The organism is Micromonospora lutea, assembly GCF_016863535.1.
Classification (GTDB): domain Bacteria; phylum Actinomycetota; class Actinomycetes; order Mycobacteriales; family Micromonosporaceae; genus Micromonospora; species Micromonospora lutea.
Genome location: NZ_BOPB01000025.1, coordinates 21,285 through 33,358, shown reverse-complemented (window position 1 = coordinate 33,358; position 12,074 = coordinate 21,285). Strand labels below are relative to the sequence as shown.

Genomic DNA, 12,074 nt, shown 5'->3' with positions numbered 1-12,074 from the left:
CGAGACGTTTGCGTTTCGACTCGCGCGCAGGGCGAGTCGAAACTCCTTGATCGACCGGCTGAGGGAGTGGGCCAGAGTCAGCTGGTGCGGTCGGCGATGTGGTCGCAGAGGGATTCGAGGGCACGACGGGCCGGACCGGCCGGCAGGGGTGCGAGTTGAGCGCGGGCGTCCTCGGCGTAGCTGCGGACGGTCTCCCGGGAACGCTTGAGCGCCGGACTCTCCCGAAGCAGATTGAGCGCCTCGGCGTGCAGGGCGTCGTCGGTCAGCGGCCCGGTGGCCAGGATCTCCCGCAGCCGCACCGAGGCGGCGTCCGCGTCGTCCGATCCGAGCGCGTAGAGCACCGGCAGGGTGGGCACGCCCTCCCGCAGGTCGGTGCCGGGCGTCTTGCCCGACTCGGTCGACTCGCTGGCGATGTCGAGCAGATCGTCGGAGAGCTGGAAGGCCACGCCGATGGTCTCGCCGTACCCGGCCAGCGCCGCCACGTGCTCCGGCGCGGCCCCACCGAACCGAGCACCGAAGTGGGCGCTGGTGGCGATCAGTGAGCCCGTCTTCTCGGCGATCACTCCCAGGTAGTGCGCCACCGGATCGTCGCCGTCCCGGGGACCGACGGTCTCGGCGATCTGACCGTGGACCAGCCGGGCGAACGTACGCGCCTGAAGGCGGACCGCCTCCGGCCCCAGCTCGGCAGCCACGTCCGCGGCCCGAGCGAAAAGATAGTCGCCGACCAGGATGGCCACCGAATTGGTCCACCGGGAGTTGGCGCTGGGCGCGCCCCGACGAACCGGCGCCTCGTCCATCACGTCGTCGTGGTAGAGCGTGGCCAGGTGGGTCAGCTCCACCACCACGGCCGCCGAGACGACCTCGGCTCGGGTCGGATCGCCGAACTGGGCGCCCAGGGCCACCAGGAGCGGCCGGAACCGCTTCCCGCCGGCCTCCACCAGGTGCCGGGCCGCCTCGGTGACGAACGGGTCGGCGCTGGCGACGCTGGCCAGCAGCTCCGCCTCCACCGCCGCCAGCACGCCGAGTACGGACTCCTCGCTGTGCGGGTCGGCGAGGTGAAGGCCGAGCGTGCCGAACTGCGCCGCGCCGGACCGGCTCCGGCGACCACCGGAGCCGGTGACACCTGAACCCTCGCCACCCCTAATCACCACGTCTCCACCATGCCACACACGTTCTACCTGCACCGGACCGGGTGGATACGCGACGAGGGCCGACCCACACACCGTGGGCCGGCCCTCGAACGGCAGGTCAGCCGCTACCGGACGAAGTCCGCCGCTGAGGACGCGAGGTCGAGCAGCGGTGCCGGAGCGACGCCGAGCACCAGGGTGGCGAGCACCCCGATCACCAGTGCGGCCGAGGTGAGGGCACCGGGCACGGCCACCGTCGGCGTGCTGTCACCCGGCTCGGAGAGCCACATCAGCACCACGACCCGTAGGTACGGGAAGGCCAACACCATGCTGGTCAGCACACCCGCGACGACCAGCCACACCTGCCCGCCGTCCAGCGCCGGCGCGAAGACCGCGACCTTGCCCATGAAGCCGCTGGTGAGCGGAATGCCCGCGAAGGCGAGCAGGATGAAGGTGAAGACGGAGGCGTACACCGGCGACCGCTTGCCCAGACCGGCCCACCGGGAAAGGTGGGTGGCCTCACCGTCGGCGTCCCGCACCAACGTCACCACCGCGAACGCGGCCAGCACGGTGAAGCCGTACGCGACCAGGTAGAACATCGTGCCGGAGAGCCCCTCGCTGCCCGGCGCGAGCACACCGACGAGCAGGTAGCCGGCGTTGGCGATGGACGAGTACGCCAGCAGCCGCTTGATGTCGGTCTGGGTCACCGCGAACAGCGAGCCGACCAGCATGGTGAGGACCGCCACAGCGCCCAGTACCGGGGTGAAGTCCCAGCGGGCCCCTTCGAAGGCCACGTGGAACACCCGCAGCAGGGCGCCGAAGGCGGCGACCTTGGTGCAGGCCGCCATGAAACCGGTCAACGGCGTCGGAGCGCCCTGGTAGACGTCCGGCGTCCAGACATGGAAGGGCGCGGCGGCCGCCTTGAACAGCAGACCGATGGCGACCAGCGCCATACCGGCGAAGAGCAGCACCGGGCTGGCCGTCGAGTTCGCCACGGCCGCGTTGATGGTGGCGAAGTCCACGCCGGACGCCCGGTCACCGAGGCCGGCGGTGAAGCCGTAGATCAGCGCCAACCCGAACAGGAAGAAGGCCGAGGCGTACGCACCGAGCAGGAAGTACTTCATCGCCGCCTCCTGGCTCAGCAACCGCCGGCGGCGGGCCAGCGCGCAGAGCAGGTAGAGCGGCAGCGAGAAGACTTCGAGCGCGATGAACATGGTCAGCAGGTCGTTCGCCGACACGAAGATCAGCATGCCGGCGATGGCGAACGTGGTCAGCGGGTACACCTCACCCGCGCCACCGGCGTTCTCCGCCTGCTGGCGGTCCTCCGGAGAGTCGGCGGTCACCGCGGCCTGGGCCACGAACGCGCCGCCCCGCTCGACCGCCCGCTCGCCGAGCAGCAGCAGCGCCACCGCCGACAGCGCGAGGATCGCGCCCTGCAGGAACAGCGTCGGCCCGTCGACGGCGATCACCCCGATGGTGATCACTCGCTTGTCGGCGTTGACCACCACCATCGTCAACGCCGCGAGCACCGCCAGCAGCGCCAGCGGCAGCTGCACGGGATGCCGCAGCCGCCGAGGCACGAATGCCTCGATCAGCACCCCGACCACCGCCGCAACCAGCATGATCAGGATCGGCGCGATCGCCGCATAGTCGATCGGCGGCAGTTCAAGCTCGGTCACTGGACCAGCCTTTCGTTCGCGACTGCGGGGCTCGCAAGCTCACTCCTCGCGCTCACCCAACCAGCCTTTCGACCCGCGACTGCGGGGCTCGCAAGCTCACTCCTCGCGCTCACCGGCTCGCCTCCTGGACGGTGCCTGCCGACGGGACCGGGTCGGTGCGGCCGACGTCCTCCATGGTCGCCTGGATGGCGGGGTTGATCACGTCCGTCACGGGCTTCGGGTAGAACCCGAGCACCACGATCAGCGCGATCAGCGGGGCCACGACGACCTTCTCGCGGAGATTGAGGTCACGCTTCATCCCGTCGATCTCAGTCAGCGCCGGGTTGAGCGTGCCCTGGGTGGTGCGCTGGATCATCCACAGCACGTACGCCGCCGCCAGGATGATGCCCAGCGTGGCGATCACAGCGACCGGCTTGTTGACCGTGAACGTGCCGATCAGTACCAGGAACTCGGAGACGAACGGCGCAGTGCCGGGCAGCGCCAGCGAGGCGAGACCGGCGAAGAAGAACACGCCGGCCAGCACCGGGACCAGCTTGCCCGCACCACCGAAGTCACTGACCAGCGCCGAGCCCCGGCGCGCGACCAGCATGCCCACCACCAGGAAGAGCAGCCCGGTGGCGAGGCCGTGGTTGACCATGTAGAGCACGGCTCCGGTGCCTGCCTGCGTGGTGAACGCGAAGATCCCCACGCCGATGAAGCCGAAGTGGGCGATCGACGTGTACGACACCAACCGCTTGAGGTCGTTCTGCCCGACGGCCAGGAGCGCGGCATAGATGATGCCGATGACCGCCAGGCCCAACGCCCACGGCGCGAACCACTGGGCCGCGTCGGGGAACAGCGGCAGGCAGTACCGCAGGATGCCGAAGGTGCCGACCTTGTCCAGGACACCCACCAGCAGTGCGGCGGCACCGGCGGGTGCCGCGCCACCGGCGTCCGGCAGCCAGGTGTGGAACGGGAAGAACGGCGCCTTGATCGCGAAGGCGATGAAGAAACCGAGGAACAGCCAACGCTCCGCGCCGGTGGAGATGTCCACCTCGGAGAGCGCCACCCAGTCGAAGGTCTTGCCACCGACCACCCACAGGCCGATCACCGCGGCCAGCATGAACAGACCGCCGACCAGCGAGTAGAGGAAGAACTTCACCGCCGCGTACTGCCGCTGGTGGCCGCCGTAGCTGCCGATCAGGAAGTACATCGGCACCAGCATGACCTCGAAGAACACGTAGAACAGGAAGACGTCGGCGGCGGCGAAGACGCCGATCATCGTGCATTCGAGGACGAGCAGCAGCGCGAAGTAGACCGGCACCGAGCGCTTCGAGGACTCGGCGTCGTGCCAGGAGGCGAGGATCACCAGCGGCACCAGCACCGCGATCAGCATCAGCATGACCAACGCGATGCCGTCGGCGGCGAAGGTGAAGTTGACCCCCCAGTTCGGGATCCACGGGTACGACTCGCGGAACTGGAACCGGTCGCCATCGACCTGGAAGGTCACCCACATGACCACCGACAGCACCAGCACGAGCAGCGACCAGCCGAGCGCGACCTGCTTCGCCAGCGTGGGCCGGCTGCGCGGCAGGAGGGCGACGACCACGGCGCCGACCAGCGGTGCCACGGTGAGCACCGAGAGGAACGGGAAGTCGGACATTATGCGGCCTTACCTCCGTCGTCACTGTGCGGTCCGCCGGCGACGGCCGCCTGAGAGGCCGACAGCCTCCTGAGGTCGATCACGCCAACCACCCCGCCTGTACGGCCAGGAAGGCGGCCACCACCAGCAGCGCGCCGGTCAGGATCGAGGCGGCGTACGACCGGACGAAACCGGTCTGCAACCGCCGCAGTCGGCCCGAACCGCCGCCGATACCTGCGGCCAAGCCGTTGACCAGCCCGTCGATGCCGCGGTTGTCGAGGTAGACCAGCGCCCGGGTGAGGAAGATGCCCGGCTTCTCGAAGACCGCCTCGTTGACCGTGTCGGTGTAGAGGTTCTTGCGGGCGGCGGTGACCAGCACCCCGGCCGGCTGCGGCTCGGTCGCCGTCCCGTTGCGGAACAGGAACCAGCCCAGCGCCACACCGAGCACGGTGACGAGCGTGGCGATCACGGTGATCGCGAAGTGCGACAGCACCGCCTCGTGGCCCTCCACCTGGGCGCCCAGGCCGGCGGTGGTGGTCAGCCAGTCCGGTACGGAGGTCGCCAGCAGCCAGCCGGCACCCAGCGAACCGATGCCGAGCAGGATCAACGGGATGGTCATCAACGCCGGCGACTCGTGCGGGTGCTCGATGTCCTCGGTCCACCGCTTCGGACCGTGGAAGGTGAGCACGAAGAGCCGGGTCATGTAGAAGGCGGTCAGCCCCGCGCCGAGCAGCGCGGCACCGCCGAAGAGCCAGGCCGTCCAGTCGTCCCGGGCGAACGCTTCCACGATGATCGGTTCCTTGGAGAAGAACCCGGAGAACGGGAAGAGACCGATGATGGCGAGCCAGCCCGCGCCGAAGGTCAGCCAGGTGATCTTCATGTACTTCGCCAGCCCACCGAAACGACGGATGTCGACCTGGTCCTTCATGCCATGCATGACCGAGCCGGCACCGAGGAACATGTTGGCCTTGAAGAAGCCGTGCGCCAGCAGGTGCACGATGGCCAGCGCGTACGCCGCGCCGCCCAGCCCGACACCGAGGAACATGTAGCCGATCTGGCTGACCGTGGACCAGGCCAGCACCCGCTTGATGTCGTCCTTGGCGCAGCCGATGATCGCGCCGAGGAGCAGGGTCAGCGCGCCGACGCTGACCACCACCAGTTGCAGCGTGCTGTTGGCCGAGAAGATGATATTGGACCGGGCGATCAGGTAGACGCCGGCGGTGACCATCGTCGCGGCGTGGATCAGCGCCGACACCGGGGTCGGGCCCTCCATCGCGTCCGGCAACCACGCCTGGAGCGGGAACTGGCCGGACTTGCCGGCCGCGCCGAGCAGCAACAGCAGCCCGAGCACCAGCACGGTGCCGCCCGCCAGCGCGCCGACCCCGTTGAACACCTCGTCGTACTGGGTGGTGCCGAGGGTGGCGAACATGATGAAGATCGCGATGGCCAGGCCGGCGTCGCCGACCCGGTTCATCAGGAAGGCCTTCTTACCGGCGGTGGCGGCGGCCGGCTTGGTGTACCAGAAGTTGATCAGCAGGTACGACGCGAGTCCGACGCCCTCCCAGCCGAAGTAGAGCATCACGTAGTTGTTGCCGAGGACCAGCAGCAGCATGGCCGCGACGAACAGGTTGAAGTAGGCGAAGAAGAGCCGCCGACGCTCGTCGTGCGCCATGTACTCGACCGCGTACAGGTGGATCAGGAAGCCCACGCCCGTGATCAGCAGGACGAAGACCCCGGCCAGCGGGTCGAAGAGCAGACCGAAGTCCACATGCAGGCCGCCGACCGCGATGAAGTCCCAGAGGCTCAGCTCGACCGACCGGTTCTCCAGGCCGCGCAGGCCGAGGAAGTAGCTCAGGCCGAGCAGGAAGGCGGCACCGACCGCGGCCACCCCGAGCCAGTGCCCCCACCGATCGGCCCGCCGGCCGAGCAACAGCAGGATCGTCGCGCTGACCAGCGGGATCGCCACCAGCAGCCAGACGCTGCTCAGCAGCCCGTCGGCCGTCGCGTACGAGACGGTCCCGGCCGGAGCAGCCTGGGCGTACGTCAAGATTTCGTCCACCGGTGGGCCCCTCTAGTACTTCAGCAGGTTGGCGTCGTCGACGCTGGCGGAGCGCCGGGTGCGGAAGATCGCCATGATGATGGCCAACCCGACCACGACCTCGGCCGCCGCCACCACCATCACGAAGAACGCCATGATCTGGCCGTTGAGGTCACCGTTCATCCGGCTGAAGGTGACCAGCGCCAGGTTGGCCGCGTTGAGCATCAGCTCGACACACATGAACAGCACGATCGCGTTGCGCCGGACCAGCACCCCGGCGGCGCCGATGGTGAAGAGCACCGCGGCGAGGACCAGGTAGTAGTTCGGCTCGACCGAGAAGAAGTCACTCATTTCTCAGTGCCCTTCAGCGTGGTCTCCTCGGCGGTCAGCTCCCGTAGCGGCAGGATGTCCGGCGTGCTGCGGTCGCTGAGCCGCCCGTCCGGCAGGCGGGCCGGGGTGGCGACCGACGAGGAGGTGGCGAAGACACCCGGGCCGGGCTTCGGGCCGGGGTAGTTGCCGGGCCTGAAGCGGGCCTTCATGGTGGCAACCTGGTCGCGCTTGTCCTCCTTGCGCCGCTCGATGTGCGCGAGGACCATGCCGCCGATGGTGGCGGTGATCAGCAGCGCCGCGGTGAGTTCGAAGGCGAAGATGTAGTCGGTGAAGAGCAACCGGGCGATGCCCTCCACGTTGCCGCCGGCATTGGCCTGCTCCAGGCCGACCGGGGCGCTGCCCTGCGTGGCCCGGTAGACCGCGCTGCCGAGCAGGCCGGCGAAGCCGAGCCCGAGCCCGAGTGCCGCGATGCGCTGGCCGCGCAGCACCTCGATCAGCGAGTCGGAGGATTCCCGCCCGACCAGCATCAGCACGAACAGGAAGAGCATCATGATCGCGCCGGTGTAGACGATGATCTGCACCATGCCGATGAACGGCCCCGCCTGGAGTACGTAGAACACGCCGAGGCTGAGCATGGTGAGCACCAGCCACAGCGCCGAGTGCATCGCGTTGCGGGCGGCGACCATGCCGATCGCACCGGCCAGCGCGACCGGGGCGAGGATCCAGAAGGCCACCGCCTCGCCGCCGGAGACCGCACCGGAGGCGGCGAGCAGCGTCGAGGCGGTCATGCCGTCTCCCCCTTCTCCGCTGCGGACCGCTGCGCGGCCTGCTCGGCACCGGGGAAGGTGACGCCCGGGTGCTCGTCCAACTGGTAACGACCCGGACCCATCGGGGAGCGCTCCGCGCCGGCAGAGGTGCCCGGGTTGGTCAGGCTGCCGACGTAGTAGTCCTTCTCGCTGTCACCGAGCCGCATCGGGTGCGGCGGCTGCTCCATCCCGGGCAGCAGCGGTGCCAGCAACTGCTCCTTGGTGAAGATCAGGTCCTTGCGGTTGTCCCGGGCCAGCTCGTACTCGTTGCTCATCGTCAGCGAGCGGGTGGGACAGGCCTCGATGCAGAGCCCGCAGAAGATGCAGCGGGCGTAGTTGATCTGGTAGACGCTGGCGTACCGCTCACCCGGCGAGAAGCGCTGCTCCTCGGTGTTGTCGCCACCCTCGACGTAGATCGCGTCCGCCGGGCAGGCCCACGCGCACAGCTCGCAGCCGATGCACTTCTCCAGCCCGTCCGGGTGGCGGTTGAGGATGTGCCGCCCGTGGTAGCGCGGCGCCGGCTTCGGCGGCGTGAACGGGTAGTCGGTGGTGACGACCTTTTTGAACATGTGCGAGAAGGTGACCCCGAAGCCCTTGAACGTTCCGGTGATCGCGCCCATGTCACACCTCCTCAGAGTCCTGGCCGGCGGGAGCGTTGGCGGGCTCCCGCTCGGCGACCATGCGCCGGGTGCCCGGGCTCGGTGGTACCTGCAGATCCATCGGGGGCAGCGGGAAGCTGCCCGGCGGCCGGTTCTCGACCTGCTCGACGAGCGTCGGCTTCGGCTCCGGCTTGCGGCTCGGCCAGAACAGCGCGGCGAGCAGCACGATGCCGGCGGGGATGCCGATGGCGTACAACCGGCTCTGGGTGTCCCAGTCGTCGATGGTGCGCAGGCCGGCGAGGACCACGACCCAGACCAGGCTGATCGGGATCAGCACCTTCCAGCCGAGGCGCATGAGCTGGTCGTACCGCAGCCGAGGCAGCGTGCCACGCAGCCAGACGAAGACGAAGACCAGCAGGATGACCTTGGCGAAGAACCAGATCAGCGGCCACCAGCCGGAGTTGGCACCCGACCAGAGGGTGATCGGCCACGGCGCGTGCCAACCACCCAGGAAGAGCGTCACGGTGAAGGCCGACATGGCCACCATCGCGACGTACTCGCTGAGCATGATCAAGGCGAACTTCAGCGAGCTGTACTCGGTCATGAAGCCGGCCACCAGCTCCGACTCCGCCTCCGGCAGGTCGAAGGGCGGCCGGTTGGTCTCACCGACGATGGAGATGAAGAAGACGATGAAGCTCGGGAAGAGCAGCAGCGCATACCAGCCCGGCGTCGGAATGTCGAGGCCGAAGAGGCTCACCTGGGTCCCGCTGCCCTGGGCGGCGACGATCTCACTGGTGGACATCGAGCCGGCGAGCATGAACACCGCCACGATGGACAGCCCCAGCGACACCTCGTAGGAGATCAGCTGGGCGGCGGAACGCAGACCGCCGAGCAGCGGATAGGTCGAGCCGGAGGCCCAGCCGGCGAGCACGATGCCGTACACCGCCATCGACGACAGCGCCAGCACCACCAACACCGCGACCGGCACGTCGGTGACCTGCAGCGGCGTCTGGTGACCGAAGATGCTCACCATCGGGCCGAAGGGGATCACCGACAGCATGGTGACCGCGCAGATCATCGAGATGGCCGGGGCGATGAAGTAGATGACCTTGTCCGCGGCCTTCGGGAGGATGTCCTCCTTGAAGGCCATCTTCAGACCGTCGGCGAGGGTCTGCAGCAGGCCGAACGGACCGAGCTGGTTGGGGCCGGGCCGCACCGCCATCCGCCCCACGACCCGCCGCTCGAACCAGACGCCGAGCAGCGTGCCGAGCAGCGCGACCACGAACGCAAAGACGATCTTGCCGAGGACCAGCCACCACGGGTCGTGGCCGAAGTCGGTCAACGACGGCGTCTGCGCCAGCGGGTTCATGCGACACCCCCGGAGGAGTTGAGGATCGGTCCCGGCCGGCCCGCCGCGTCAGCGGCGACCGGCTCGATGGTGCCGGGTGCCGAGATCCGTACCACCGCGCCGGAGGTAGCCCCCAGGCTGCGCCGTACGGTCGAACCGGGCGAGTTGGTGGGTAGCCACACCACACCGTCCGGCATCTCGGTGATCGCCGCCGGCAGGGTCAACGCACCCCGGTCGGTGCCCACCGTGACCGGGTCGCCGTCGGTGACGCCGAGCGCCTTCGCGGTGCCCTTGCCGAGCCGGACCACCGGCGGGCGGGCGGTGCCACCCAGGTGCTCGTCGCCGTCGGTGAGGCTGCCCAGGTCGATCAGCTGGTGCCAGGTCGCCAGCACCGCCTCGCCGGCACGGGGCTCGGGTACCGAGCCCGGCGCGACCGTGGGGGCGGCCGGACGACTCACCCGGGTCACCGGCAGGCTGCCCAGCTCACGTCGGACGGTCAGCACGTCCCCGGTGTCCAACCGCGCGTCCAACTGGGCGGCGAGCGCGTCGAGCACCCGACCGTCCGTCATCGCGGCAGTGTCCAGCACCGCGTCGAACGGGCGCAGCCGGCCCTCCCAGTCCAGGAAGCTGCCGGCCTTCTCCGCCACCGGCGCGACCGGGAAGACCACGTTCGCCCGGCGTGTCACCGCGCTGGCCCGCAGCTCCAGGCTGACCAGGAACGGCACCGCGTCCAGGGCCTGCTCGGCCAGCCGCGGGTCGGCCAGGTCCGCCGGATCCACCCCGGCCACCACCAGCGCGCCGAGCTGGCCAGCGGCAGCGGCGGCGAGGATGCCGTCGGTGTCCCGACCAGCCTGGCTCGGGATCACCCCGGCCGGGATGTCCCACGCCTCACCCAGCTCCGCGCGGGCGGCCGGCTCGGTGACCAGGCGACCGCCGGGCAGCAGGTTGGGCAGACAACCGGTGTCCACGGCACCGCGGTCACCCGCCCGTCGCGGCACCCAGGCCAGCTTGGCTCCGGTACGCGCCGCCACCTCGGCGGCGGCGGAGAGGCCACCCGGGACGGTGGCCAGCCGCTCGCCGACGATCAGGATGGCCCCTTCGGTACTGAGCGCCTCGGCGACCGTGGCGTGCTCGGCGAGCACCCCGGCCTCCTCGCCCGGCACCACCCGCGCCAGCTTGGCGCCGAGCTTCTCCAGCCCCCGGGTGGCGAACGGGGCGATCGCGTACACCTTCAGCTTGTTCTTCAGGTACGCCTTGCGCAGCCGCAGGAAGAGGATCGGGCACTCCTCCTCCGGCTCCAGGCCGACCAGCACCACCGCCGGTGCGTTCTCGACGTCGGTGTAGGTGACATCGGTGCTGCCGGCGACCGTACTGGCCAGGAAGTCGGCCTCCTCGCGGGAGGCCGGGCGGGCCCGGAAGTCGATGTCGTTGGTGTGCAGGGCGATGCGGGCGAACTTGGCGTACGCGTACGCGTCCTCGACGGTCAGTCGACCGCCGGTGAGCACCGCCGCGCCCTGGCGGGCGTCCCGGGCGGCACGCAGCCCTTCGGCGGCGACCCTGAGCGCCTCGCTCCAGGACGCCGCCCGCAGTTCCCCGGTGTGCTCGTCGCGGACCAGCGGCGTGGTGAGCCGGTCGGCGGCGCGGGCGTACTGGAAGCCCCACCGCCCCTTGTCACAGTTCCACTCCTCGTTGACCTGCGGATCGTCGCCGGCCAGCCGACGCAACACCTTGCCCCGACGCCAGTCGGTGCGCTGGGCACACCCGGCCGAGCAGTGCTCGCACACGCTCGGGCTGGACACCAGGTCGAACGGGCGGGCCCGGAACCGGTACTGGGTACCGGTCAGCGCACCGACCGGGCAGATCTGCACGGTGTTCCCGGAGAAGTACGAGTTGAACGGGACGTCCCCCTCGTCGCCCTCGGCCCCGTACGCCTCGTCCCGGTAAATGTTGATCTCCTCGGCGGAGGAGCGGTTCATCAGGTCGATGAACTTGTCGCCGGCGATCTCGTCGGAGAACCGGGTGCAGCGCTGGCAGAGCACGCACCGCTCGCGGTCGAGCAGCACCTGGGTGCTGATCGGCAGCGGCTTCGGGTACTCCCGCTTGTGCTCGTGGAACCGGGAGTCGGTGCGGCCGGTCGACATCGCCTGGTTCTGCAGCGGGCACTCACCGCCCTTGTCGCACATCGGGCAGTCGAGCGGGTGGTTCACCAGCAGCAGCTCCATGATCCCCTCTTGCGCCTTCTTGGCGACCGGGGAGGTGAGCTGGGTACGGACCACCATGCCGTCGGCGACCGGCTGGGTGCAGGAGGCGACCGGCTTACGCTGCCCCTCCACCTCCACCAGACACTGCCGACAAGCGCCGGCCGGGGCCAGCAGCGGGTGGTCGCAGAAGCGCGGGATCTCGGTACCCAACTGCTCGGCGACCCGGATCAGCAGCGCACCCTTGGGGGCGGTGACCTCGACGCCGTCGATGGTGAGGGTGACCGTCTCGGTCGGCTTGGCAACGTCCGTCACAGTGCTCGCCTTT

At 69.6% G+C, this 12,074-nt stretch carries 9 protein-coding genes; all 9 read right to left on the bottom strand.

The annotated features are described in order from the left end of the window. Window positions 1-77: 77 nt before the first annotated feature. Entirely contained in the window at window positions 78-1,148 is a 1,071-nt protein-coding gene (locus Vlu01_RS20050) for a polyprenyl synthetase family protein (protein WP_373307460.1), read from the bottom strand. A gap of 107 nt (window positions 1,149-1,255) precedes the next feature. Further along, window positions 1,256-2,806, bottom strand: a complete 1,551-nt coding sequence (gene nuoN, locus Vlu01_RS20045; RefSeq protein ID WP_204001843.1) for an NADH-quinone oxidoreductase subunit NuoN — start codon at window positions 2,804-2,806, stop codon at window positions 1,256-1,258. A gap of 109 nt (window positions 2,807-2,915) precedes the next feature. Next, window positions 2,916-4,448, bottom strand: a complete 1,533-nt coding sequence (locus tag Vlu01_RS20040) for an NADH-quinone oxidoreductase subunit M (protein ID WP_204001841.1) — start codon at window positions 4,446-4,448, stop codon at window positions 2,916-2,918. Between the two features lie 79 nt (window positions 4,449-4,527). Further along, window positions 4,528-6,486 (bottom strand): NADH-quinone oxidoreductase subunit L, encoded by a 1,959-nt coding sequence (gene nuoL / locus Vlu01_RS20035; RefSeq protein ID WP_204001839.1) that lies wholly within the window; start codon window positions 6,484-6,486, stop codon window positions 4,528-4,530. A gap of 12 nt (window positions 6,487-6,498) precedes the next feature. Beyond that, a complete protein-coding gene (gene nuoK, locus Vlu01_RS20030; RefSeq protein WP_013731028.1) occupies window positions 6,499-6,816 on the bottom strand; it encodes an NADH-quinone oxidoreductase subunit NuoK in 318 nt (105 codons plus the stop codon). After that, window positions 6,813-7,583 carry an NADH-quinone oxidoreductase subunit J gene (locus tag Vlu01_RS20025; protein WP_204001837.1) on the bottom strand — a complete coding sequence of 257 codons (771 nt, stop codon included), beginning with the start codon at window positions 7,581-7,583 and terminating at the stop codon, window positions 6,813-6,815. Before Vlu01_RS20025 ends, nuoK begins: the two co-directional genes overlap by 4 nt. Next, window positions 7,580-8,221, bottom strand: coding sequence for an NADH-quinone oxidoreductase subunit NuoI (nuoI, locus tag Vlu01_RS20020; protein WP_204001835.1), 642 nt, complete (start codon window positions 8,219-8,221; stop codon window positions 7,580-7,582). The genes Vlu01_RS20025 and nuoI overlap by 4 nt, the downstream gene beginning before the upstream one ends. Before the next feature lies 1 nt (window position 8,222). After that, entirely contained in the window at window positions 8,223-9,569 is a 1,347-nt protein-coding gene (gene nuoH / locus Vlu01_RS20015; RefSeq protein WP_204001833.1) for an NADH-quinone oxidoreductase subunit NuoH, read from the bottom strand. Then, window positions 9,566-12,061, bottom strand: a complete 2,496-nt coding sequence (locus Vlu01_RS20010; RefSeq protein ID WP_204001830.1) for an NADH-quinone oxidoreductase subunit G — start codon at window positions 12,059-12,061, stop codon at window positions 9,566-9,568. Before Vlu01_RS20010 ends, nuoH begins: the two co-directional genes overlap by 4 nt. Window positions 12,062-12,074: the final 13 nt, after the last annotated feature.